We start from the raw sequence: 23,045 nt of genomic DNA, 5'->3' as shown, positions 1-23,045 counted from the left end.
CGGGCATGGGGTTGACTGCGGGGGTGACCCACTACGACCTCGTGATCATCGGGACCGGCTCGGCCAACTCCATCCTCGACGAGCGCTTCGCCGACTGGCGCGTGGCCATCGTGGAGGAGGGCGTCTTCGGCGGCACCTGCCTCAACGTGGGCTGCATCCCGACCAAGATGTTCGTCCACCCGGCCGACCTCGCCCACGCGGCGTCGTACGCCGGCCCGCGGCTGGGCGTGGACAGCGAGCTCGCGGGGGTGCGGTGGCCCGAGATCCGTGACCGCGTCTTCGGTCGCATCGATCCCATCGCCGAGGGCGGCCGGCGCTACCGTCGCGAGCACCCCGACAACGCCCACGTCACGGTGTACGACGGCCACGGCAGCTTCGTGGGGGACAAGACCCTCGAGGTGGCCACCGAGGGCGGCACCGAGACGCTCACCGCCGACCGCTTCGTGCTCGGCGCGGGCAGCCGGGCGGTCGCGCCGCCGGTGCCGGGCCTGGCCGACGTCGGCCACCACACCTCCGACACGATCATGCGGCTGGAGGAGCTTCCCGCGCGGATGCTGATCCTCGGCAGCGGCTTCATCGCGGCCGAGTTCGCGCACGTCTTCTCCGCCTTCGGTGTCGAGGTCGTCCAGATCGCCCGCTCCGGCGCACTGCTGCGCTCCCACGACGGCGACATCAGCCGCCGCCACACCGAGGTGGCCAGCGCCCGGCACGAGGTCCGGCTCCACCGTGACACCGTCGCCGCCCGGCGCACCGAGGCCGGCATCGAGCTCGACCTGGCCCACGAGGGCGGGACCGAGACGGTCACCGGCGACGTCCTGCTGGTCGCCACGGGGCGCGTCCCCAACGCCGACCTGCTCCGTCCGGAGGCCACCGGCGTCGCGACCGTCGGGGACCGGATCGACGTCGACGAGTTCCAGCGCACCTCGGTCGAGGGGATCCTGGCGCTCGGTGACGTGTCCTCCCCCCACCAGCTCAAGCACGTCGCCAACCACGAGGCCCGCGTCGTGCAGCACAACCTGCTGCACCCCGACGACCCGGTGGCCAGCGACCACCGCTTCGTGCCGCACGCGGTCTTCACCCACCCGCAGATCGCGAGCGTCGGCCTCACCGAGGAGGAGGCGACCGAGCAGGGCCTGCGCCACGTCACGGCGATCCACGACTACGGCGACATCGCCTACGGGTGGGCGATGGAGGACACGACCGGCTTCGTGAAGCTGGTCGCGGACCCGGCCACCGGCCTGCTGCTCGGTGCCCACATCATCGGGCCGCAGGCGCCGACGCTGCTCCAGCCGGTCATCCAGGCGATGAGCTTCGGCCTGGACGTGGCCCGGATGGCCCGCGGCCAGTACTGGATCCACCCGGCGATGACCGAGGTGCTGGAGAACGCGCTGCTCAAGCTCGACCTCGACTGACGGCGTCGGCCACCGCGCCGGGCCGCGGGCTCAGGCGAACACGTCGACGTGCACGTGGTCGCGGTGCTCGAGGATGGCCCGGTCGCCACCGGAGGAGGACGGCACGTCGTAGTCGCGCCATCCCTCGTCGGAGCGACGCGCGGTCCAGATCCGGTCGTCGTAGATGACGGTGCTGACCTGCAGCCGCTCCGCGTTGGCCACGAAGTACTGCGCCATCGCCCAGCCGCGCACCTTGTTGCGTTCGTTGACGGGCCGGAAGAAGACGTCGACGGCGCGGCCGTCGTAGTGGGCCGAGCCCTCCATGTGGCCCTCGCTGACGCCGCCGGGCGCGAAGCCGCCCACCTGCTGGTCGCCGAAGCGCTCCTGGACCTCGCGGCGGATGGTCTCGGCGCGGGGCGTGAGCCCCGATGAGGTGAGCGTGGCATCGGCACTGTCGACGCTGCTGGGGGCGCGGCAGGTCAGGGCTTCGGGGGAGTTGCCGGTCAGTGCGGAGGCGATCGCGCGGGCGTCGTCCTCGTGGTCGGCGTACGCGCCGGGGAAGGCCGAGCGCTGCACCTCCTGGGCCGCCTCGGTGATGACCATGCTCTCGTAGCCGTCGACCTTCGCCAGCGCGTCGTAGAAGGCGTTGGTGGCGTAGACGGGGTCCATGATCTGCTCCTCGGTGCCCCAACCCTGCGAGGGCCGCTGCTGGAACAGGCCGATCGAGTCACGGTCGCCGTGGTCGATGTTGTAGAGGTCGGACTCCTGGTACGCCGTCGCCAGCGCGATCGAGGCCGCGCGCGCCGGCATGCCCCGCTGCCGGGCGATGGCGGTGATCAACGACGCGTTCTCCGCCTGCTCGCGCTGGAGCTTGGCGGTGTGCTCGCCCACGGTGACGGTGCACTCGGGGTTGATCCGGTCGGTGATCTCGCGGGCACCGAAGATCACCCCGATCCCCACCGCGGCCACGAGGGACAGCGCGGCGAGGCCGAAGAGGATCACGCCGATTCGTCGATGCACGCCTTCAGTGTGCGGGGTCGCTGGTCATCGTCGGTCGCACTGCGGCCTCAGTTGGCGTGCAGGGCCTCGTTGAGGGCGAACGACCCGCCCTCACGGGGCACGGCCTCGATGCGGCCGCTGACCGAGTTGCGACGGAACAGCACGTTGCTCGACCCGGAGAGGTCACGAGCCTTGACCACGCGCTCCTCGCTCCCGGGCTCGAGCACGGTGACCTTGGTCCCGGCGGTGATGTAGCACCCGGCCTCGACGACGCAGTCGTCGCCCAGGGAGATGCCCAGGCCGGCGTTGGCGCCGAGCAGGCAGCGCTCGCCGACGGAGATGACCTCCTTGCCGCCACCGGAGAGCGTGCCCATGATCGAGGCGCCGCCGCCGATGTCGGAGCCGTCGCCGACGACCACGCCGGCCGAGATCCGGCCCTCGACCATGCTGGCGCCGAGCGTGCCGGCGTTGAAGTTCACGAACCCCTCGTGCATGACCGTGGTGCCCTCGGCGAGGTGGGCGCCGAGCCGGGCGCGGTCGGCGTCGGCGATGCGGACGCCGGAGGGGATGACGTAGTCGACCAGGCGGGGGAACTTGTCGATCCCGAAGACGGTCACGTGCTGGCCGGTCGCGCGCAGGCGGGCGCGGGTGGTCTCGAAACCCTCGACGGCGCACGGGCCGGCGCTGGTCCACACCACGTTGGTCAGCAGCCCGAACATGCCCTCGAGGGTGACGCCGTGCGGCGGCACCAGGCGGGTGCTGAGCAGGTGCAGGCGCAGCCAGCAGTCCTCGGTGGTGGCCGGCGCGGCGTCGGTGTCGATCTCGACGAGCCGGACCTCACGGCGTACGCCGCGCGCCTCGTCGATGCCCTCGAGGGCGGTGAGGTCGGCCGGCGGCGTCGCGTCGCCCGGCTTCTCCCCCAGCGCGGGGGAGGGGAACCAGGTGTCGAGCACGGTGCCGTCGTCGGTCAGCGTGGTCAGGCCGTAGCCCCAAGCAGCAGTCACGCCCAGCGAGTGTAGGCGGCAGCACGCCGGAACCGATTGGCGGACCGTCACGCAGGCGCCGTATCCTGCTGGCACAGGCGTTCGAGCCGTCATCAGCGGCGAGCTCCGGGAAGAACGGCGCCGTCACCGACCGTGGTCGGGAACGGCGCCCAGTAGAACCCGGCGGGTGGCCCGTCACAGCCGTCAACGAGTGGCCCCTGCGGGGCAATCGAGGTGGTACCGCGGCTCACGTCGTCCTCGGCGACCGACCACCGACGAACGCAGGAGCGCCCGCCCCGATGTCTGACTCCGTCTACCCCAAGGTCAGCACCGACCCCGACCGGGGCGTCCCGGCGAGCCCGACCTTCCCCGCGATCGAGGAGCGCGTCCTCGCCTACTGGGACGCCGACCAGACCTTCCAGGCCAGCGTCGACCAGCGTGACGCCGGCGAGAACGGTGAGAACGAGTTCGTCTTCTACGACGGACCGCCCTTCGCCAACGGCCTGCCGCACTACGGGCACCTGCTGACCGGCTACATCAAGGACATCGTCCCGCGCTACCAGACGATGCGCGGCAAGCGGGTCGAGCGACGCTTCGGGTGGGACACCCACGGCCTGCCGGCCGAACTCGAGGCGATGCGCATCAAGGGCATCAAGACCACCGACGAGATCCACGAGATGGGCATCGAGACGTTCAACGACGCCTGCCGGATGTCGGTGATGACCTACGCCGACGAGTGGCGTGCCTACGTCACCCGCCAGGCCCGCTGGGTGGACTTCGACAACGACTACAAGACGCTCAACCCCGACTACATGGAGAGCGTCATCTGGGCGTTCCGGACGCTCCACGACAAGGGACTGGTCTACGAGGGCTTCCGCGTCCTGCCCTACTGCTGGAACGACGAGACGCCGCTGTCCAACCACGAGCTGCGCATGGACGAGGACGTCTACAAGTCACGGCAGGACCCCTCGGTCACCGTGGGGTGCCGCCTGGAGGACACCGGCGCCGGCGACCCGCTGGACGGTGCGCTCGCCCTGGTCTGGACGACGACCCCGTGGACGCTGCCCTCCAACCTCGCCGTGATGGTCGGCGAGGACATCGACTACGTCGTGGTGTCCTCCTCCTTCTCCGGCACCGAGGAGCGCTACCTGCTGGCGGCCGAGCGGCTCGACGCCTACGCCAAGGAGCTCGTCGACGAGGACGCGGAGTCGGTCCACCACCAGGTCGTGGCCCGGGTCAGGGGCAGCGAGGTCGTCGGGCGCCACTACACCCCGCCGTTCTCCTACTACCTCGGTCACGAGAACGCCTTCCGGCTGGTCCCGGCCGAGTTCGTCACCACCACCGACGGCTCCGGGCTGGTCCACACCGCCGGCGCCTTCGGTGAGGACGACAAGGTCGTCACCGACCGCGAGGGCATCGAGGCCGTCATGCCGGTCGGCAAGGACGGCCGCTTCACCGCGCCCGTCGACGAGTACGCCGGGATGCTGGTCTTCGACGCCAACCCCCACATCATCGACCACCTCAAGGACGCCACCGCCCTCGCCGGTCGGGCCGCGAGCGCCAGCGAGCGTGCCGAGACCACCGGGACCGGGAGCGTCACCCCCGGCACGGTGCTGCTGCGCCGTGAGACCTACGAGCACGCCTACCCGCACTGCTGGCGCTGCCGTGAGCCGCTGATCTACAAGGGCGTCTCGTCGTGGTTCGTCGAGGTGACCGCCATCAAGGAGCGGATGCTCGAGCTCAACCAGCAGATCACCTGGGTGCCCGACCACGTCAAGGACGGCCAGTTCGGCCGCTGGCTGGAGAACGCGCGCGACTGGTCCATCACCCGCAACCGGTTCTGGGGCTCCCCGGTGCCGGTCTGGAAGAGCGACGACCCGGCGTACCCCCGTCTGGACGTCTACGGCTCCTTCGCCGAGCTCGAGGCCGACTTCGGGCGACTGCCCCGCAACTCCGAGGGCGAGCCGGACCTGCACCGGCCGTTCGTGGACGACCTGACGCGGCCCAACCCCGACGACCCGACGGGGCAGTCGACGATGCGGCGCGTGCCCGACGTGCTCGACGTGTGGTTCGACTCGGGCTCGATGAGCTTCGCCCAGAACCACGTGCCGTTCGAGAACGCCGACTGGTTCGAGCAGAACTTCCCGGCCGACTTCATCGTCGAGTACATCGGCCAGACGCGCGGCTGGTTCTACACCCTGCACATCCTCGCGGCCGGGTTGTTCGAGAAGCCCGCCTTCTCCTCGGTGATCAGCCACGGCATCGTGCTGGGGTCCGACGGCAACAAGATGTCGAAGTCGCTGCGCAACTACCCCGACGTCTCCGAGGTCTTCGACCGCGACGGCGCCGACGCGATGCGGTGGTTCCTGATGGCCTCGCCGATCGTGCGCGGCGGCAACCTGGTGGTCACCGAGCAGGGCATCCGCGACGCCGTGCGGCAGGTGATGATCCCGCTGTGGAACAGCTGGTACTTCTTCGCGCTCTACGCCAACGCCAGCGGCCACGAGGCGCAGTGGTCCACCGCGTCCACCGACCGGCTCGACCGCTACCTGCTGGCCAAGACCCGGCAGTACGTCGCCGCCATGACCGAGCAGCTCGACGCCTACGCGATCGCCGACGCCTGCGAGACCACGCGCGGGTTCATCGACGTGCTCACCAACTGGTACATCCGGCGCTCGCGTGACCGTTTCTGGGAGGGCACGCCGGAGGCGATGGACACGCTCCACACCGTGCTCGAGGTCGTCACCCGCGTCACCGCGCCGCTGCTGCCGCTCACCAGCGAGGAGATCTGGCGCGGCCTCACCGGCGGCCGCTCGGTGCACCTGGCCGACTGGCCCGACGTGGACGACCTGGCAGCCGACAGTGCCGACAACCGCGCCCTGGTCGCGGCGATGGACCAGGTCCGCGAGGTCTGCTCGGCCACCTCGGCCCTGCGCAAGGCCGGGTCGCTGCGCAACCGGCTCCCGCTGGCGACGCTGACCGTCGTCGGTCCCGACATCGCCGGGTTCGAGGGCATCGTCGCCGACGAGACCAACGTCAAGCAGGTGCGCCTGCTGGCCGCGGACGCCGAGGAGGCCGCCTCCTACGGCGTGGAGGAGCGGCTCACGGTCAACGCCCGTGCCGCCGGACCGCGGCTCGGCAAGGACGTGCAGCACGCGATCAAGGGCTCCAAGACCGGCGACTGGTCGGTCGCGCCCGACGGTGTCGTCACCTCCGGCGGCATCGCGCTCGAGGAGGGTGAGTACACCCTCGAGACCGTCGCCGGCGCCGCCGACGACGGCACGTCGGTCGGCATGCTCAGTGGCGGCTTCGTCGTGCTCGACACCACCGTCACGCCCGAACTGGCCGCCGAGGGGCTCGCCCGCGACCTGGTGCGGGCGATCCAGCAGGCCCGGCGGGACGCCGGCCTGGACGTCTCGGACCGCATCGCGCTCCGCATCGGCGGCACCGACGCGGTGCAGGCCGCCGCCCGGACGCACGAGGCGCTCGTGACCGGCGAGACCCTCGCGACGGCGTACGACGTCGGCGAGCCGGGGGCGGGCACGACGGTGGTCGTGGGCGAGGGCGAGGAGGCGACCGTGGAGGTGCGCCGGGCCTGAGACTCCCGGTTCAGCCGATCCCGAGTCGGCCCGCGAGCTTGTCCAGGTAGCCGTGGACGACCTCGGGGTCGGCGTCGGGAACGCCCCAGATGAGTTCGGTGGCGCCGGCGGCACCCCAGTCGGCGAAGTCGTCCTCGGTGGGCTTCCTGGCGACCAGGACGCGGATGTCGGGGTCGCCGTCGCGGCCGGCCGCGGCCCATTCCTTGCGCAGCAGGGCGGCCTTGTCGGCGATGTCGGTCTCGATCGGGGTGGTCATCCAGCCCTCGGCGTGGGCGGCGATCCACTTCATCGTCTTCGGGCCGCCGCCGGCGCCGATGACGACGGGGATCCGGCCCTGCGGCGGCTTGGGGTAGGCCCAGGAGGGGCCGAAGGAGACGTACTCACCGTCGTACGCCGCCTCCTCCTCGGTCCACAGCGCGCGCATGGCCTCGAGGTACTCCTTGAGGACCGTGCGCCGCTTGGCGGCCGGGACGTGGTGGTCGGCGAGCTCGTCGGTGTTCCAGCCGAAGCCGGCGCCGATCGACACGCGCCCTCCGGAGAGGTGGTCCAGGGTCGCGATCTGCTTGGCGAGGGTGATCGGGTCCGACTCCACCGGCAGCGCGACGGCGGTCGAGAGGCCGATGCGCTCGGTGACGGCCGCGGCGGTCGCGAGGGAGACCCAGGGATCGAGCGTGCGCAGGTAGCGGTCGTCGGGCAGGTCCTCACCGCCGGTCGGGTGTGCCGCGTCGCGGCGTACCGGGATGTGGGTGTGCTCGGGGACGTAGAGCGTGTCGAAGCCCCGCTCCTCGGCGGCCCGGGCGAGCTCAGCCGGCGTGATGCCGCGGTCGGAGGTGAACAGGACGATGCCGTTGCGCATGGACAGCAGTCTAGAACACGTTCTAGTTTCTGGGAACGGCGCGCGAGGATGTCCTCCTTTCGCCCACCTTGTCCGGCGTTGCAGTGCCCGACAAGGTGAGCGATCCCCGGCCGACCGGGGATCGCTCCCTCGCCCCCGACCGCCCTCCTGATTGACTGCTCCCATGGCGACGCTCGACCTCGACACCGACGTGGTGACCCTGACCCGCCATCTGGTCGACATCGAGTCGGTGAGCCGCGAGGAGGGCGAGATCGCCGACGCCGTCGAGGCGGCGCTGCAGGCCCTGCCGCACCTGGAGGTCGTACGCCGCGGGCACACGATCGTGGCGCGCACCGACCTGGGGCGCGCGGAGCGCGTCATCCTGGCGGGGCACCTGGACACCGTGCCGGTCAACGGCAACCTCCCCAGCCGCCTCGAGGACGGGGTGCTGCACGGGCTGGGCAGCTGTGACATGAAGGGCGGTGACGCGGTCATCCTCAAGCTCGCGGCGACGGTCCGCGAGCCCGTGCGGGACCTGACGCTGGTCTTCTACGAGGCCGAGGAGATCGAGGAGAGGTACAACGGTCTCCGGCTGGTCGCCGAGTCCGACCCCGACCTGCTGGCCGCGGACTTCGCCGTGCTGATGGAGCCGTCCAACGCCGGTGTCGAGGCCGGCTGCCAGGGCACGCTGCGCTTCGAGGTCCGTACGACGGGGGAGCGGGCCCACTCGGCGCGTTCGTGGAAGGGCGTCAACGCCATCCACGGGGCGTCCGACGTCCTCGCCCGGCTCACCGACTACACCCCGCGCCGCCCGGTGATCGACGGGCTGGAGTACCACGAGGGGCTCAACGCGGTCTTCATCTCCGGTGGGGTGGCGGGCAACGTCGTCCCCGACGAGTGCGTGGTGACCGTCAACTACCGCTACGCACCCGACCGGTCGGCCGAGGAGGCGCTGGCGTGGGTCACCGAGCGCTTCGCGCCCCACGACATCACCGTCACCGACTCCGCCCCCGGTGCGCTGCCCGGGCTGGACCGGCCGGCGGCACGGGACTTCGTCGCCGCCGTGGGCGGCCGGGTCGCCCCCAAATTCGGGTGGACCGACGTCGCACGGTTCACCGCGTTGGGCGTGCCGGCGGTCAACTACGGCCCCGGCGACCCGTTGTTCGCCCACAAGGCCGACGAGCACGTCGCGGTGGCGGAGATCGAGCAGTGCGAGGCCCGGCTCCGGGCCTGGCTGTCCTCTGGAGGGGAATGAGATGAAGGCGAAGTACAAGGGCCCGGTCATCCAGCGACGCGACCAGGTCGACGGCTCCACCACCGACCAGCGGCTGCTGGACTCGCGAGGGCCCAGCGACTGGGTGCACACCGACCCGTGGCGGGTGCTGCGCATCCAGGCCGAGTTCGTCGAGGGCTTCGGCGCGCTCGCCGAGCTCGGGTCCGCGATCGCGGTCTTCGGCTCCGCCCGCACCGGGGAGGACCACCCCGGCTATGCGCAGGGCGTCGAGCTCGGCCGCCGGCTGGTCGACGCCGGGTTCGCGGTCATCACCGGCGGCGGTCCGGGCGCGATGGAGGCGGCCAACCGGGGCGCGAGCGAGGCCGGTGGCGTCAGTGTCGGCCTCGGCATCGAGCTGCCCTTCGAGTCCGGGCTCAACGACTGGTCCGACGTCGGCATCAACTTCCGCTACTTCTTCGTCCGCAAGACGATGTTCGTCAAGTACAGCCAGGGCTTCGTCGTCATGCCGGGCGGGCTGGGCACCCTGGACGAGATGTTCGAGGCGCTGACGTTGGTCCAGACCGAGAAGGTGACCGCGTTCCCGATCGTGCTGCTCGGCGTGGACTACTGGTCGGGCCTGCTGGACTGGCTGCGTGACACGGTCCTGGCCGACGGCAAGATCGCCGCGGCCGACCTGGACCGGCTGGTCCTCACCGACGACATCGACGAGGCGATCTCGATCATGGTCGCCGCGCGCGACCAGCACGGCTGAGAGGAGGCACACGTGTCCCAGGTGATGATGTGGGTCTTCGCCGTCCTCATCGTGCTCGTGATGGGCGTCATCGCAGTGCTCGCGGCCGGGCGCGGCACCCCCATGGCCGAGGCGTACGACGACCGGCCCGATGCGCTGGTCCCCGGCGATCGTGCCCTCGCGGGGGCGGACCTGCGGCGCGTGCGGTTCTCACTGGCCTTCCGTGGCTACCGGATGTCGGAGGTCGACGCGCTCCTGGCGCGGTTGGCGGCGGAGTTGGACAGCGCCGAGCAGCGGCGCGGGCGCGAGGAGGAGCCCGGTGACGGCGCCTCCTGAGGCCTCGGCGGGTGCGTGTGGTGTCGGCCACTGGTGCACGTGTCACGGGCATGCGCGATAATGGAGTCTCCCATCGGGATGGAAACGTAAAGGGGTACCGAATGGCGGCAATGAAGCCGCGGACCGGCGACGGTCCGCTGGAAGTCACCAAGGAAGGCAGGGGCATCGTGATGCGGGTCCCGCTCGAGGGTGGTGGCCGACTCGTGGTCGAGCTCAACGCCGACGAGGCCGGCGCTCTGGGCGAAGCGCTCAACGACGTCGTCGGGTGACTGCCGCCGTCCTCCCGCACCAGGTGACGCCGCCCGAGTTCACCCTCAGTGAGCTCGGGCCGGCCGCGGTCGCCGGTGCCGACGTGATCGCCGTCCCCGTCCTCAACGGCTCCGACGCGCAGGGCCTCGTGCTGGGTCCCGGAGCCGCCGACGTCGCCGACGCGACCGGCGTGGACCTGCTCGACGCCGCCGAGGTCCACCGCATGGCGGGGGCCGTCGGCGAGGTCGCGCTGGTGCCGGTCGCCCCGACGCCGGCCAACGCCGACCTGCAGGCCGTCGCGCTCGTCGGCGTGGGCGCGGCCCGCCCGATCGACGTACGACGTGCCGGTGCCGCCCTCGCGCGGCGGGTCAAGGACCGCGCGACGGTTGCCACCTCGATCCCCGCCGTCGTCCCCGACGTCCCCGACGACAGCGCCGACGACCCGTCCGTGGCACACACCGTCGAGGAGCTGGTCGAGGCCTTCGTCGCGGGCGCGACGCTGGGGTCCTTCGGGTTCGCCTGGCGCGCCGAGGGCCCCACCGAGCAGCCGGTGCGTCGCGTGACGATCGCCGGGGTCGGCGCGATCGACCCCGCCACCCTGCCCCGGGCGGTGGCCATCGCCCGCGCCGGCTGGCGCTCGCGACTGCTCGCGACCGTGCCCAGCAACGTCAAGAACCCCGGCTGGCTCGCCGAGCAGGCCGAGGAGATCGCGACGGAGCACGGGCTCGCCTGCACGGTGTGGGACGAGGAGCGCCTCGCCGCCGACGGGTTCGGCGGCATCCTCGCCGTCGGCAAGGCCTCGGCGACGCCGCCGCGCCTGATCCGGCTCGACTACACGCCCGAGGGCGTCGGTGCGCGGGCGGCCAGGAAGCTGCCGCACGTGGTGCTCGTCGGCAAGGGCATCACCTTCGACTCCGGTGGCCTCTCGCTCAAGCCCGGCCAGGCGATGGCCTCGATGAAGCGCGACATGACCGGTGGGGGCGTCGTCCTCGCGACGATGGCCGCGCTGGGTGCCGTCGGGTGCCCGGTCCGGGTCACCGGACTGGTCCCTGCCGCCGAGAACGCCGTCTCCGGCGACGCCCTGCGGCCCGGTGACGTCATCCGCCACTACGGCGGGACGACGAGCGAGGTGACCAACACCGACGCCGAGGGCCGTCTGGTCCTGGCCGACGCGCTGGCCTACGCCGTGGCCGAGCTCGGGCCGGACGTGATGGTCGACGTCGCCACGCTGACGGGGGCGGTCAAGGTGGCCCTGGGCCAGCAGGTCGGTGGCCTCTACGCGAACGGGGACGCGCTGGCCGCTGCCCTGCGTGCCGCGGGTGACCGCGCCGGCGAGCCGCTGTGGCGCCTGCCGTTGTACGACGGCTACCGGTCCCGGCTGGACTCCTCCATCGCCGACCTGGACAACGCGCCGGGCAGTGCGGGGTCGATCACCGCGGCGCTGTTCCTGCAGCACTTCGTCGGCGACGTGCCCTGGGCACACCTCGACATCGCCTCGGTGGGCGACGTCGAGTCCGACTGGCACGAGTGGACCGCGGGACCGTCCGGTTTCGGTGCCCGGCTGCTGCTGCACTGGCTCCGGTCGGCCGACCTCGTGCACGGGGTCGCCTGATGCGGGGGCTCACGGTGCGCTGGTCGCTGGCCGAGGCGCCCGCCGGGGTCGAGGCGGAGCTCGCCGACTACGTCGCCGACTCCTCCCACGAACGCTTCACCGGCATGGCGGGCCTGTCCTACAAGACCTGGCGGCTCCGGCCGGGGGAGTGGTTCGAGGGCGTGTACGTCTTCGCCGACGCGGCCGCGCGGTCGGCGTTCCAGGAGAAGTTCACCGCCGGCGCCGCGGAGGCGCCGGGCTCGGTGATCATCGGCAGCGCGCCGGTGCTGATCGAGCCCTGTGAGGTCGTCGCGATCGCCGAGGGCGCCGACGGCTTCAGCGCGACTCCCCGCGCCTGAGCAGCACTGCGAGTCGGCGCGAACCCGGCCGGGTCCACGCCGACTCGGTGTCGGTCAGTCGGCGACCCAGACCTTCTTGGCGACCAGCAGGCCGTCGCCGACGGGCAGCAGTGCGGGGACGAGCTGGTCGTCGGTGCGGATCTGGTCCACCAGGTCACGGATGGCGACGGTCTCGTCGTCGCGCACCGAGGAGTCGGCCACCCGGTCGTGCCACAGCGCGTTGTCGAAGGCCACCACGCCGCCCGGACGCAGCAGCCGCATCGCCTCGGACAGGTAGGCGCCGTACTCGCGCTTGTCGCCGTCGGCGAACACCAGGTCGTAGTGGCCGTCGGTCAGGCGCGGCAGTACGTCCAGCGCGGCGCCCGCGATGGTGCGCACCCGCTGCTGGGGGACGCCCTCGTCGTTGTAGCCCTCGCGGGCGAGGCGCTGGTGCTCGGCCTCCACGTCGACGGTGGTGAGGACCCCGTCGGGACGCATGCCACGCAGCAGCCAGAGCCCGGACACACCGGTGCCGGTGCCGATCTCGACCACGGCCCGCGCCTCCAGGGCCGCGGCGAGGAACCGCAGCGCCGTGCCGCCGCCGGCGCCGATCGAGACCACCCCGACCTCGTCCGCGCGCGCACGGGCAGCGGTGAGCACCTCGTCCTCGGCGATGAACTCCTCGGCGTAGGTCCAGCTGTTCGCGTTGATCACGGGGCAACGGTAGCGCCTGCGCAGCGGCGTCGCGTGCCACGCGCCGGAACAACACCGCCCCCTCCGGCGTTCCCCCAGCACACACGCAGCCGTTTCACAGGTTCCCTTCAGGACGGCTGGTTAGCGTGAGGCGTCCGATGAGGGCGGGCGCAGACGTAGGAGGACCACAGATGAGCACCACGGAGTCCGGCGAACCGGGGGCGGTCGCGACGCGGGCCGGGAGCGAGGACGTGCCCGACTGGGCCGACATCGTCGAGCAGCACTCCGACCGGGTCTACCGGCTGGCGCTGCGACTCACCGGCAACCGCCACGACGCCGAGGACCTCACCCAGGAGGTGTTCGTGCGGGTGTTCCGGTCGCTGCACACCTACGAGCCCGGCACCTTCGAGGGCTGGCTGCACCGCATCACGACCAACCTCTTCCTGGACCAGGCGCGCCGCAAGCAGCGCATCCGGTTCGACGCCCTCTCCGACGAGCGGGCCGCCAAGCTGGCGAGTGCGAGCGCACCCCCCGACGCGGTCTACGCCGACCGCACCTTCGACGCCGACGTCGAGCAGGCGCTCGCCGCGCTGCCACCGGAGTTCCGGGTGGCCGTCGTACTGTGTGACGTCGAGGGACTCAGTTATGAGGAGATCGCCACGATCCTCGACGCCAAGCTCGGCACCGTACGCTCGCGCATCCACCGCGGACGCGCGATGCTGCGTCGCGCCCTGGCGCACCGCGAGCCCCAGGAGGGCCGCAAGCGGTACGCCGGCCCGTCGTCGCTGTTCCCGGCGCTGGGGAGGGCCTGATGGGTCACCTCACCGGGACGCGGATCAGTGCGCTGTTGGACGGCCAGCTGACGGCGGCCGAGGTCGAGCAGGCGTGGACGCACGTGCACGCCTGCCACCTGTGCCGTGACCGGGTCGAGCGCGAGGGCTGGGTCAAGGCACAGCTCGCCGGCCTCTCCCAGGAGCACGGCGCGGCGCCCGACCGGCTGCGCGGCAGCCTGCACCAGCTCACGCCGGGCGAGCGCTACGCCGCCGACCCGCACGCCAGTGCCCGCGAGCTCGCCGGCCGTGCCGACGCCGGTCACGGCCGCCGCGCCGTGGCGGTCGTGGGCACCGGTGCCGCCAGCGCGGCGATGCTCGGCGTGCTCGCCCTCGGCGTCGCGCCCGCCTCGACCCCGACGCCCACCGACCGGCGCCCGACCGGCGGGGTGACCCAGCCGGTGTCGACCACGACGCCGACCCCGCTGCGGGCGCCGATCGCTGTCGCGGTCACGGTCGGCACCGTGTCGCCGACCGCGACCGGCACCACGGGGTCGACGTCGACGACGACCCCGTGACCGGCGCCGCCGGTCCGGCAGTGCATCAGGGAAGATGGAGAGCGTGAACGACCAGCACCGTGCCGACGACCATGAGCCGACCGAGCCGATCCGGCCCGTGCGCGACGAGCCGTTGGCCATCCCCGACGAGGCACGGGGGCGGGGTGGCGACGCCGAGGCAGGCGTCGGCCCGGCCCGGGCGACACCGCCCGCATCAGTGTCGTACCCCCCGCCGGGCCAGCAGTGGCCACCGCCCACGCCGACCCAGACCTTGCCACCGGTGGCCCCGCCACGGCCGCGGCGCCGCCGTCGCCCGGTGGGCCGGATCCTCCTGGTCTGCCTCCTCGCGACCGTCCTGGGCATCAGCGGCGGCCTCCTCGGCGCCGGCGCGTACGACGCGTGGTTCGACGACGACGGCGGCAGCCGGCTGAGTGGGCTCGGCGACGTCGAGCTCAACACCCAGCCCCCGCTGGAGGAGAGCGGCAGCGTCGCCGAGGTCGCAGGTGCGGTGGTGCCGAGCACCGTGCGCATCGTGGCCGAGTTCGAGGGCGAGCAGGGCGGTGCGACCGGCACCGGGTGGGTCTTCGACGACCAGGGCCACATCATCACCAACAACCACGTCGTGGCCGACGCCGCCCAGAGCGACGGCCAGATCCAGATCGTCGACCAGGACGGCAACTACTACGACGCCTCCGTGGTGGGGCGCTCGCCGGTCTACGACCTCGCGGTCCTCGAGAGCGAGGAGGCCACCGAGCTGCCCGCCGCCTCGATCGGTCGCGGCGACGCGCTCCGCGTGGGTGACCCGGTGGTGGCCGTCGGCTACCCGCTGGGGCTCAACACGACGGTCACCTCGGGCATCGTCAGCGCGTTGGGCCAACCGGTCTCGACCGGCAACGCCCGCGACGATTCCTCCTACATCTACGCGGTGCAGACCGACGCGGCGATCAACCCGGGCAACTCGGGTGGCCCGTTGATCGACGCCAAGGGCCAGGTCGTGGGCGTCAACTCCGCGATCGCCACCAACGGGGGCGGCACCGTGGACAGCCAGGCCGGCAACATCGGGGTCGGCTTCGCGATCCCGATCGAGCAGGTGCTGACCACCGCCGACCAGATCCTGAGCACCGGCGAGGCGCGGTACCCGCTGATCGGTGCCGACGTGCAGACCGGCGGCGTGCAGGACCAGAACGGCGCGCTGCTGGTCGACGTCAAGGACGGGTCCCCAGCCCAGGACGCCGGCCTGCAGACCGACGACCGGATCACCGAGGTCAACGGCGAGCGGATCACCGACGGGCTCCAGCTCATCGTCGTGATCCGCACCTACCAGCCGGGGGAGACCATCGAGTTCACCGTCGAGCGCGGCAACCAGGACACCCAGCAGGTCGAGGTCACCCTCGACGGCGACGTGGGCTGACCCGGCGCGACCTCACTCGGGCACGGGCTCGTCGGTGAAGGGGTGTTCGGCCACGAACTGTTCGGCCTCGGAGTACATCTGCTGGATGTACTCCTCGAGCTTGGTGGCCTCGACGCGCCACTGCCCGCGCCCGCCGATCTTGATGGCCGGGAGCTCGCCGCGCCGCACCAATGCGTAGACCTGCGCGCTGGAGGTGTTGAGCACCTCGGCGACGTCAGCCAGGGTGAGGAAGCGCGGTGTGGCGGCCATGGGGCCATGGTGACACCCGCGACACCCCGAGCCCAGCGCGGGGAGCGCGCCTGTGGAGGACCGGCTGCGCGTCGGCGGTCGAGCAGGCATCATGGCGGACGTGTCGAACGATCTCGGGAACTCGACGAACAGCTCCGTGCCCCTTGCTCCCCGCCTGCGCCGTACCGGCTGGCGTGACCCCCGGCTGTGGTTGGGCGTGCTGCTGGTGACGGTCTCGGTCGTCGGCGGGGCGCGCCTGCTCGCCGCGGCCGACGACACGGTGCGGGTCTGGGTGGCTGCCGGTGCGCTCGGCGCCGGGTCGGAGGTCACCGAGGCCGACCTGTCGGTGCGCCGCGTCCGGTTCGCCGACGCCGAGGACCTCGCGCGCTACTACCGTGCCCGGGACCCGTTCCCGGCCGACCGGGTGCTGCGACGCGGCGTCGGCGCCGGCGAGCTGGTGCCGCGCTCGGCGGTGGTGCCCAGCGCGCAGGTCGACACGCTGCGGGTGCCGCTCGAGGTGGCGCCCCACCAGGTGCCGCCGTCGGTGACGACGGGCTCGGTGGTCGACGTCTACCTGGTCCCCGCATCGGGGGAGCGGCAGCGCGGCTCCGGCCCCGCGCTGGAGGAGGTCGTCGTGGTCGACGCGCCGCCGGTCGAGGAGAGCTTCGCCGTCAGTGGGGCACGCCAGGTCGTCGTCACGGTGCCGGAGGAGGACGCCGCGACGTTCCAGGACGTCTACGGCGCGCTGGACGATCCGTCGGTGCGCATCCTCCAGCGCTCGTGAGGTGAGTCGATGATCGTGACCCTGCTGGTGTCCACCGGGGCCTCGTGGGAGTCCCACGCGCTGCGGGTGCTGGGCAGCGACGCCCGCACCGTCGTGCTCAAGCGCTGCGTCGACGTCGACGACCTGCTGGCGGCCGCGAGCACCGGGCAGGCGCACGTCGCCGTGCTCGGCACCGAGCTGCCCGGTCTCGACGGTGCCGTCGCCGAGGAGCTGGAGCGGTACGGCGTGGGGGTGGTCGCCGTCGCTGCGGAGCCCGAGGTGGCCCGGTCCGGTGCCGCGCGGATCGGCGTGACCACGGTCCTCGGTTCCGACCGGATCGAGGAGCTGCCCGAGGTGCTGGTCGGTGGCGCCGACACCGCCCCCGTTCCCTCCGACCCCGCACCCGAACCGGACGGCGAGGACGCGGAGGCCACGGGTGGATCGCCCGGCCGGGTGATCGCGGTGCACGGGCCGGGCGGGGGTCCCGGTCGCACGACACTCGCGGTCAACCTCGCCGCGGCACTCGCGGCCCGCGACGAGCCGACCCTGCTCGTCGACGCCGACCCGCACGGGGGAGCGGTCGCCCAACACCTCGGCATCCTCGAGGAGGTCTCCGGGCTCCTCTCGGCGGCCCGGCTCTTCACTGCCGGGTCACTGCCGGACCGACTGCCGAGCGTGGAACGCCGGGTCAACGGTGCGTTGCGGGTGCTGACCGGGCTGCCCCGTCCGGACCGGTGGTCCGAGGTCCGCCCGGGCGCCCTGACCGAGGTCGTCGACGTGGCGCGCGCACGCGGCCACGTCGTCCTCGACACCGGCTTCAGCCTCGAGCAGTCCTCGGCCGGCGAGCCGGGCGCGCGACCCGAGCGCAACGGACTGACGGTGGAGGCGATGGAGTGCGCCGACGAGGTCCTCATCGTCGGCGCTGCCGACCCGGTCGGCCTGGCGCGCCTGGTGCGGACCCTGCTGGAGGTGCGCGACACGGTGCCGGCCCCGCGGCGCCGCGTCGTGGTCAACCGGATGCGGCCGACGCTGGGGTGGCGCGAGGTCGACGTGCGCGGCATGCTCGAGGGCTTTGGCACCAGCCACACGATCGACTTCCTGCCCGAGGACCAGGCCGGCCTCGACCGCGCGCTGGTGGAGGGACGCAGCCTCGCCGAGGTCGGCGGCAGCGACCTCGGACGGGCACTGGAGCGGTTGGCCGCCGAGCTGTCCGCGCCGGCCGCTACGCGCTGAAGAGCAGGTAGAGCCCGCCGGCGGTGAAGCCGACCATCGCGAACAGCAGCGGCAGCTGTCCGGTGACCTGGTGGTGGCGCGGCAACACCGTCAGCGCCCGGTCGTGGGCCGACACCGCGGCGGCGACGTGCCCGACGACCACCCCGATCACCTTGATCGAGGCCAGCAGCGTCGCGTGGTAGCTGAACCAGTACGTCGGCGAGACACCCGCCGTCCCCAGGAAGTCGTCGCCCCGGCCGAACGGGTCGGAGGCATAGGCCAACGTCTGGGTGCCCTGGTCGAGGAAGAGCGTCAGGTAGTGCGCCACGAGGTAGCCGACGAGGATGGGGACCATCGAATGGGCGAAGTGGCGGGGCAGCGAGCGCCGGTCCTGGTCGGGGCCGACGCCGGTCAGCATCGTGCCCGCCACGAAGATCAGCCCGGCCAGGAGGCAGAAGGCGACCAACGCCAGGTTGTCGAGCTGGAACTTCGTGAGCGTCTCGTGCCCCTGGTAGTACTTCACCCACCGCTCGGACTCCCGGAAGGAGTCGAAGGCGGTGCTGCCGAAGAGCACGGCGACCACGGCAACGAGGCCGTGCCGCGGCGGGACCGTCGCGAGGTTCGCCAGGGGGCTCCGCAGCACCAGGCGGCCATCGGCGACCGCCCAGGGGGAGACCTTCGCGGCCAGCGTCGACCAGACCTCGAACGGGTCGGCGTTCTCGTGGAAGCGGGACCCGAAGAGGGCGCCGCCGACGAGCATCACGGCCACGTAGACGGCACACCACAGACGGACGGCGCCGAGCGAGGTCGCGGCGGGGCTGACCAGCTCCAGCCACACGAAGGACAGGAGCCCGAGCGCGGCCGGCCAGTGTCCGAGCCGGGCCGGGTAGTCGTAGACCCCACGGTGCGGGTCGGCGCCCGACAGGCGGGCCAGGCCGGCGCTGATCGTGCGCATCGGGCTGATCGCGCGCCACACCGGCCCGAACAGCACGGAGGCGAAGATGACGCCGACCCAGAGCCAGACGTAGACGATGCCGAAGAAGGGGTTGGTCAGCCGGTCCTCGCCGAACACGGCGGTCATCACTGCGTAGAGGAACCCGACCAGGCCGGCGGCGCGCAGTACGACCCGGAACCCCGTCGACTGCACCAGGCGCGACAGCGCACCGGGTGCGGGGCGGCCGCCCGGCGTGGTGTAGCGCGGGCGGCGCCACGCCACGATCAGGATCGTGAAGGAGAGGACCAGGGCGGCGACCGCGCCGGCGACGGCCAGGGACAGGGGGATCGGCAGGTCGGCCTGCCCACCGATTCCGTGGGCGTCGATCACCGGACTTCGAACTGGACGATCACCTGGTCGAGCTCGTGGGACTCGACGACGACCACGCCGGGCCGGTCGATCTGGAGCTCGATGGTCTGGGTGCCCTCCTCGTAGGGGAGGGTCTGCTCCTGCTCGGTGTGCAGGTGCAGCTCACCGGCCTCGTCCGCGGTGACCTCCAGGTCGATGGGGTCACCGGCCCCGACCTCGACCCGGTCGCCGTTGGGGGTCACCTCGTCGCCGGCGATCTCGATCTCGACCACCGTCGGCTCGGCTCCGCCGCTGGTCCCGTCGGTCTCCTCGCCGCCGCATCCGGCGGTCAGCGCCACGGCGCCGGCGAGGGCTCCGGCGGCCAGCCCGCGGACGAGGGACGTACGACGGACGGTGGAGCTCCCGCTCATGGTGGCCTTCCTGGACGCGGACGTGAGTCGGGGCCAGCGATGGACACGAGTCCGGGTCCGCTGGCCGCCTCTGACAGAATCTCATGCAGGCCAAACACCGATCGAAAGTGGGGAACCTCGTGGACCGCGTGCACCCTCGTGACCTCGCGTTCCTCATCGAGGAGACATCGGAGACGCCGCGTCACAACGCCTCGATCGAGGTCTTCGAGCCCGGGGACGACGGGTTCGACTACCAGGACCTGATCGAGCTCATCCGTGACCGCATCGGCTTCGTGCCGCGCTACCGCCAACGGATCCAGGGCGTGCCGGGCCGCGTGGCCAACCCGGTGTGGGTCGACGACGAGCACTTCGACCTCGGCTACCACGTGCGGCGCTCGGCGCTGCCGCGCCCCGGGACGATGGACCAGTTGCGCGACCTCAGCGCACGGATCGTCTCCCGGCCGCTGGACCGGGATCGGCCGCTGTGGGAGATCTACTTCATCGAGGGGTTGGAGAACGGCCGCATCGCCCTGCTCTCCAAGTCCCACCAGGCGCTGGTCGACGGCGTCCACACCGTCGACCTCGGCCAGCTGCTGCTCGACCACGAGCCGGGTGGTGCCGACCTGGAGCCCGACGACTGGCGGCCGCGACCGACGCCGTCGCCGGCCGCGCTGCTCGGCGGCGCCGTCCGTGACACCGTCGGCGACCACGCGGTGCGCATGGCGACGGTGCGGCGGACCGCCCAGGTGCTGCGGCGCGAGGCCGAGGGCCGCACCCAGGGCCTGCAGTCGTTCCTGCAGGCCGCGGTCGGGCGCAAGCCGCGCCACAAGGGCATCATCAACGGACCACTGTCGCGCCAGCGCCGCGTGCTCACCGTCGACACCGAGCTCGCCGACTACCGCCGGATCCGCGACGCCCACGGGGGCACCGTCAACGACGCCATCCTCGCCACGCTCACCGGCGCGATCCGCAGCTGGCTCATGGCGCGCTCGGAGTCGCTCAGTGGTTTCAACCAGATCCGGACGCTGGTCCCCGTCTCGGTGATCGACGACGAGATGCCGGCCACGTCGCTGGGCAGCCAGATCGCACCGCACTTCGTGGAGCTGCCGGTGGGGGAGGCCAGTCCGGTGGTGCGCCTGCACCAGGTCTCCTACTCCTTCAAGGCCCACAAGGAGACCGGCCGCGGCGTCGCCGCACGCCGCCTCGCCGGCCTGTCGGGGTTCGCGCCGAGCACGTTCCACGCCATCGGTGCCCGGGTGTCGGCCACGGAGCTGCGCCACGGCTACCAGCTGTCGGTGACCAACGTCCCCGGTCCCCAGGAGCCGGTGTACGCCGCCGGTGCCCGGCTGGTCAGCAGCTACCCCGTGCCGCCGGTCATGCCGGGCCATCCGGTCGTCATCGGCGTGACCTCCTACGACGGTGGCGTCCGCTACGGGATCACCGTCGACCGCGACTGGATCCCCGACCCCGACCTGCTCGCCACCGGCATCGGGGAGGCGCTCGACGAGCTGCTCGAGGTCTCCACCTCCACCCGCGCCCGGCGGGGGCGCTCCAAGCGCTGAGGCGGCGTACCGGCCCCCGTGCGCGACCGCGCGCCGGTTGCGTAACGTGGGTCACATGGACGCCATCACCCACCCGCCGGCTCCCACCAACGAGCCGAACCTGACCTACGCGCCCGGCACCCCGGAGCGCGCCGAGCTGGCCGCCTGCATCGAGGACCTCGAGAGCACCGAGCACGCTCTGGACGCCTACATCGGCGGCGAGTTCCGCCCCGGGGGCGGCTCGGCGATCGACGTCGTGCAGCCCCACGACCACCGCCACCGCCTCGGCGTGATCCACAACGCCACCGCGGCCGACGCCGAGGCCGCGATCGCGGCCGCGCAGGAGGCGGCGCCCGGCTGGCGCGACCTCCCCCTGGACGAGCGGTGCGCGGTCATCCTCAAGGCCGCCGACCTGCTGGCCGGCCCGTGGCGCCAGCGGATCAACGCCGCGACGATCCTGGGCCAGTCCAAGACGGCCTTCCAGGCCGAGATCGACTCCGCGTGCGAGCTGATCGACTTCTGGCGCTTCAACGTCCACTACGCCAAGCAGATCGTCACCACCCAGCCCATGGCCAACAGCCCCGGCGTGTGGAACCGCACCGACCACCGCCCCCTCGAGGGCTTCGTGTACGCCGTCACCCCGTTCAACTTCACCGCCATCGCGGGCAACCTGCCCACCGCGCCGGCGCTGATGGGCAACACCGTGATCTGGAAGCCCGCGCCCACCCAGCAGCTCGCCGCGACCCTGACGATGCAGCTGCTGGAGGAGGCCGGGCTGCCACCGGGCGTGATCAACATGCTGCCCGGCGACGGCCAGGCGGTCTCGGAGGTCGTGCTCCCGCACCGAGACCTCGCGGGCATCCACTTCACCGGGTCGACGGCGACCTTCCAGCACCTGTGGCGCTCGGTGGGGGAGAACCTCACCGGCTACCGCTCCTACCCGCGCCTGGTGGGCGAGACCGGCGGCAAGGACTTCGTCGTCGCCCACCCCTCGGCGGACCCGGACGTGCTGCGCACCGCGCTCATCCGTGGCGCCTTCGAGTTCGCGGGACAGAAGTGCTCGGCCGTGTCGCGGGCCTACGTGCCGCAGTCGCTGTGGCGCCGCATCGGCGACGACCTGGTCCACGCGACCGAGGAGCTGTCGATGGGCGACCCCACCGACTTCTCCCACTTCCTGGGCGCGGTGATCGACGACCGTGCGTTCAAGAAGCACGTGGCAGCGATCGAGCGTGCCCACGCGACCGACGGCCTGACCGTCGTGGCCGGTGGCCAGACCGACGACTCGGTCGGCTGGTTCGTCCGCCCGACGATCGTGCTCGGTGATGACCCGACCGACGAGATGTTCCACACCGAGTACTTCGGCCCGATCCTCGCCATCCACGTCTACGACGACGAGGACTGGGAGCAGGTCGTGCGGCAGGCCGAGTCGGTGGCGCCGTACGCGCTCACCGGTGCGGTGATCGCGCAGGACCGCACGGCGATCGAGTGGGCCCGCCACGAGCTCCGGTTCGCAGCGGGCAACTTCTACGTCAACGACAAGCCGACCGGTGCCGTCGTCGGTCAGCAGCCCTTCGGTGGTGCTCGCGGGTCGGGCACGAACGACAAGGCGGGGGCCGCCAGCAACCTGCTGCGGTGGACCTCGCCGCGGTCGATGAAGGAGACCATGGTGCCGCCGAAGGACCACCCCTACCCGCACCAGGGGTGAGGCCGGCCCGGCTGCCACAATGGCGGCCATGGTCCCGCTGCACCTGGGTGCGCTGCACCCGATCGAGCAGGCCCTGACCGTCGTCCTGGCGTTCGGGCCGTTCGTGGTGCTGGGCATCGTCGTGGCCGTGATGCGGCGCCGTGAGGCGCTCCACGGCCACGACGAGCACCGCGGCCAGGACTGACGTC

At 72.2% G+C, this 23,045-nt stretch carries 23 protein-coding genes; 16 read left to right on the top strand and 7 right to left on the bottom strand.

Annotated elements, in window-relative coordinates:
- The first annotated feature begins 23 nt into the window (after positions 1-23).
- Positions 24-1,412: a mycothione reductase gene (locus tag KUV85_RS08875; RefSeq protein ID WP_219959527.1), complete on the top strand. Its 1,389-nt coding sequence runs from the start codon at positions 24-26 to the stop codon at positions 1,410-1,412.
- Between the two features lie 30 nt (positions 1,413-1,442).
- Here the strand turns inward: KUV85_RS08875 and KUV85_RS17670 are convergent, their stop codons facing one another.
- Complete coding sequence (locus KUV85_RS17670; RefSeq protein ID WP_219959526.1) at positions 1,443-2,411, bottom strand: hypothetical protein; 969 nt, start codon at positions 2,409-2,411, stop codon at positions 1,443-1,445.
- 47 nt (positions 2,412-2,458) lie between these two features.
- Positions 2,459-3,394, bottom strand: a complete 936-nt coding sequence (gene dapD / locus KUV85_RS08865) for a 2,3,4,5-tetrahydropyridine-2,6-dicarboxylate N-succinyltransferase (protein ID WP_237690116.1) — start codon at positions 3,392-3,394, stop codon at positions 2,459-2,461.
- A 278-nt stretch (positions 3,395-3,672) separates the two neighbouring features.
- Between dapD and ileS the strand changes: the two genes are divergently transcribed.
- Positions 3,673-6,972, top strand: a complete 3,300-nt coding sequence (gene ileS / locus KUV85_RS08860; protein WP_219959524.1) for an isoleucine--tRNA ligase — start codon at positions 3,673-3,675, stop codon at positions 6,970-6,972.
- Positions 6,973-6,982: 10 nt separating this feature from the next.
- Here ileS and KUV85_RS08855 read toward each other — a convergent pair whose 3' ends face one another.
- Positions 6,983-7,828, bottom strand: a complete 846-nt coding sequence (locus KUV85_RS08855) for an LLM class F420-dependent oxidoreductase (protein ID WP_219959523.1) — start codon at positions 7,826-7,828, stop codon at positions 6,983-6,985.
- A 163-nt stretch (positions 7,829-7,991) separates the two neighbouring features.
- Here KUV85_RS08855 and dapE point away from each other — a divergent pair, with 163 nt between their 5' ends.
- The 6 genes from dapE (at position 7,992) to KUV85_RS08825 (ending at position 12,306) form a co-directional block, all read left to right on the top strand.
- Complete coding sequence (gene dapE / locus KUV85_RS08850; protein WP_219959522.1) at positions 7,992-9,062, top strand: succinyl-diaminopimelate desuccinylase; 1,071 nt, start codon at positions 7,992-7,994, stop codon at positions 9,060-9,062.
- Position 9,063: 1 nt separating this feature from the next.
- Positions 9,064-9,792, top strand: a complete 729-nt coding sequence (locus KUV85_RS08845) for a TIGR00730 family Rossman fold protein (RefSeq protein ID WP_219959521.1) — start codon at positions 9,064-9,066, stop codon at positions 9,790-9,792.
- Between the two features lie 12 nt (positions 9,793-9,804).
- Positions 9,805-10,107, top strand: coding sequence for a DivIVA domain-containing protein (locus KUV85_RS08840; protein ID WP_219959520.1), 303 nt, complete (start codon positions 9,805-9,807; stop codon positions 10,105-10,107).
- Positions 10,108-10,208: 101 nt separating this feature from the next.
- Positions 10,209-10,376 (top strand): DUF3117 domain-containing protein, encoded by a 168-nt coding sequence (locus tag KUV85_RS08835; RefSeq protein WP_219959519.1) that lies wholly within the window; start codon positions 10,209-10,211, stop codon positions 10,374-10,376.
- Positions 10,373-11,968, top strand: coding sequence for a leucyl aminopeptidase family protein (locus KUV85_RS08830; protein ID WP_219959518.1), 1,596 nt, complete (start codon positions 10,373-10,375; stop codon positions 11,966-11,968). Before KUV85_RS08835 ends, KUV85_RS08830 begins: the two co-directional genes overlap by 4 nt.
- Positions 11,968-12,306, top strand: a complete 339-nt coding sequence (locus KUV85_RS08825) for a hypothetical protein (RefSeq protein WP_219959517.1) — start codon at positions 11,968-11,970, stop codon at positions 12,304-12,306. The genes KUV85_RS08830 and KUV85_RS08825 overlap by 1 nt, the downstream gene beginning before the upstream one ends.
- Before the next feature lie 54 nt (positions 12,307-12,360).
- Here KUV85_RS08825 and KUV85_RS08820 read toward each other — a convergent pair whose 3' ends face one another.
- Positions 12,361-12,999: an O-methyltransferase gene (locus KUV85_RS08820; protein WP_219959516.1), complete on the bottom strand. Its 639-nt coding sequence runs from the start codon at positions 12,997-12,999 to the stop codon at positions 12,361-12,363.
- Positions 13,000-13,169: 170 nt separating this feature from the next.
- Here KUV85_RS08820 and sigE point away from each other — a divergent pair, with 170 nt between their 5' ends.
- The 3 genes from sigE to KUV85_RS08805 are packed head-to-tail and all read left to right on the top strand — an operon-like array spanning position 13,170 to position 15,716.
- Positions 13,170-13,790, top strand: coding sequence for an RNA polymerase sigma factor SigE (gene sigE / locus KUV85_RS08815; RefSeq protein WP_219959515.1), 621 nt, complete (start codon positions 13,170-13,172; stop codon positions 13,788-13,790).
- Positions 13,790-14,326 carry a hypothetical protein gene (locus KUV85_RS08810; protein WP_219959514.1) on the top strand — a complete coding sequence of 179 codons (537 nt, stop codon included), beginning with the start codon at positions 13,790-13,792 and terminating at the stop codon, positions 14,324-14,326. Before sigE ends, KUV85_RS08810 begins: the two co-directional genes overlap by 1 nt.
- Before the next feature lie 43 nt (positions 14,327-14,369).
- On the top strand, positions 14,370-15,716 hold the full coding sequence (locus KUV85_RS08805) for a S1C family serine protease (protein ID WP_219959513.1): 1,347 nt from the start codon (positions 14,370-14,372) through the stop codon (positions 15,714-15,716).
- A 12-nt stretch (positions 15,717-15,728) separates the two neighbouring features.
- Here the strand turns inward: KUV85_RS08805 and KUV85_RS08800 are convergent, their stop codons facing one another.
- Entirely contained in the window at positions 15,729-15,965 is a 237-nt protein-coding gene (locus tag KUV85_RS08800) for a helix-turn-helix domain-containing protein (RefSeq protein WP_219959512.1), read from the bottom strand.
- Positions 15,966-16,101: 136 nt separating this feature from the next.
- Here KUV85_RS08800 and KUV85_RS08795 point away from each other — a divergent pair, with 136 nt between their 5' ends.
- Both KUV85_RS08795 and KUV85_RS08790 read left to right on the top strand, forming a co-directional pair.
- Complete coding sequence (locus KUV85_RS08795) at positions 16,102-16,728, top strand: hypothetical protein (RefSeq protein ID WP_219959511.1); 627 nt, start codon at positions 16,102-16,104, stop codon at positions 16,726-16,728.
- Positions 16,729-16,737: 9 nt separating this feature from the next.
- Positions 16,738-17,940: an AAA family ATPase gene (locus KUV85_RS08790; RefSeq protein WP_219959510.1), complete on the top strand. Its 1,203-nt coding sequence runs from the start codon at positions 16,738-16,740 to the stop codon at positions 17,938-17,940.
- Here the strand turns inward: KUV85_RS08790 and KUV85_RS08785 are convergent.
- Together KUV85_RS08785 and KUV85_RS08780 are read right to left on the bottom strand one after the other, a co-directional pair.
- Positions 17,930-19,243, bottom strand: a complete 1,314-nt coding sequence (locus tag KUV85_RS08785; RefSeq protein ID WP_219959509.1) for a hypothetical protein — start codon at positions 19,241-19,243, stop codon at positions 17,930-17,932. The two genes, KUV85_RS08790 and KUV85_RS08785, sit on opposite strands and share 11 nt — an antisense overlap.
- The gene (locus KUV85_RS08780) at positions 19,240-19,632 is read right to left on the bottom strand and encodes a hypothetical protein (RefSeq protein WP_219959508.1); all 393 of its coding nucleotides are present in this window, start codon (positions 19,630-19,632) and stop codon (positions 19,240-19,242) included. Before KUV85_RS08780 ends, KUV85_RS08785 begins: the two co-directional genes overlap by 4 nt.
- Before the next feature lie 119 nt (positions 19,633-19,751).
- On the opposite strand from KUV85_RS08780, the gene KUV85_RS08775 reads away from it, so the two are divergent.
- From KUV85_RS08775 to KUV85_RS08765, 3 genes are read left to right on the top strand one after another with little or no spacing between them, the layout of a single operon-like run.
- Complete coding sequence (locus KUV85_RS08775; RefSeq protein WP_219959507.1) at positions 19,752-21,173, top strand: WS/DGAT/MGAT family O-acyltransferase; 1,422 nt, start codon at positions 19,752-19,754, stop codon at positions 21,171-21,173.
- 55 nt (positions 21,174-21,228) lie between these two features.
- Positions 21,229-22,857 carry an L-glutamate gamma-semialdehyde dehydrogenase gene (gene pruA, locus KUV85_RS08770; protein ID WP_219959506.1) on the top strand — a complete coding sequence of 543 codons (1,629 nt, stop codon included), beginning with the start codon at positions 21,229-21,231 and terminating at the stop codon, positions 22,855-22,857.
- Between the two features lie 28 nt (positions 22,858-22,885).
- On the top strand, positions 22,886-23,041 hold the full coding sequence (locus KUV85_RS08765; RefSeq protein WP_219959505.1) for a hypothetical protein: 156 nt from the start codon (positions 22,886-22,888) through the stop codon (positions 23,039-23,041).
- Positions 23,042-23,045 lie beyond the last annotated feature (4 nt).

The organism is Nocardioides panacisoli, from assembly GCF_019448235.1.
Lineage (GTDB): Bacteria > Actinomycetota > Actinomycetes > Propionibacteriales > Nocardioidaceae > Nocardioides > Nocardioides panacisoli_A.
The sequence above is the reverse complement of the archived record's forward strand: the minus strand, read 5'-3'. Positions and strand labels throughout refer to the sequence as shown.

What these genes read in the sequence shown, in the direction of transcription:
- ileS (WP_219959524.1), top strand. Translation starts at nt 3,673, where the DNA reads ATGTCTGACTCCGTCTACCCCAAGGTCAGCACCGACCCCGACCGGGGC.
- KUV85_RS08855 (WP_219959523.1), bottom strand. Translation starts at nt 7,828, where the DNA reads ATGCGCAACGGCATCGTCCTGTTCACCTCCGACCGCGGCATCACGCCG.
- dapE (WP_219959522.1), top strand. Translation starts at nt 7,992, where the DNA reads ATGGCGACGCTCGACCTCGACACCGACGTGGTGACCCTGACCCGCCAT.
- KUV85_RS08845 (WP_219959521.1), top strand. Translation starts at nt 9,064, where the DNA reads ATGAAGGCGAAGTACAAGGGCCCGGTCATCCAGCGACGCGACCAGGTC.
- KUV85_RS08835 (WP_219959519.1), top strand. Translation starts at nt 10,209, where the DNA reads ATGGCGGCAATGAAGCCGCGGACCGGCGACGGTCCGCTGGAAGTCACC.
- KUV85_RS08825 (WP_219959517.1), top strand. Translation starts at nt 11,968, where the DNA reads ATGCGGGGGCTCACGGTGCGCTGGTCGCTGGCCGAGGCGCCCGCCGGG.
- sigE (WP_219959515.1), top strand. Translation starts at nt 13,170, where the DNA reads ATGAGCACCACGGAGTCCGGCGAACCGGGGGCGGTCGCGACGCGGGCC.
- KUV85_RS08810 (WP_219959514.1), top strand. Translation starts at nt 13,790, where the DNA reads ATGGGTCACCTCACCGGGACGCGGATCAGTGCGCTGTTGGACGGCCAG.
- KUV85_RS08800 (WP_219959512.1), bottom strand. Translation starts at nt 15,965, where the DNA reads ATGGCCGCCACACCGCGCTTCCTCACCCTGGCTGACGTCGCCGAGGTG.
- KUV85_RS08790 (WP_219959510.1), top strand. Translation starts at nt 16,738, where the DNA reads ATGATCGTGACCCTGCTGGTGTCCACCGGGGCCTCGTGGGAGTCCCAC.
- KUV85_RS08780 (WP_219959508.1), bottom strand. Translation starts at nt 19,632, where the DNA reads ATGAGCGGGAGCTCCACCGTCCGTCGTACGTCCCTCGTCCGCGGGCTG.
- pruA (WP_219959506.1), top strand. Translation starts at nt 21,229, where the DNA reads ATGGACGCCATCACCCACCCGCCGGCTCCCACCAACGAGCCGAACCTG.
- KUV85_RS08765 (WP_219959505.1), top strand. Translation starts at nt 22,886, where the DNA reads ATGGTCCCGCTGCACCTGGGTGCGCTGCACCCGATCGAGCAGGCCCTG.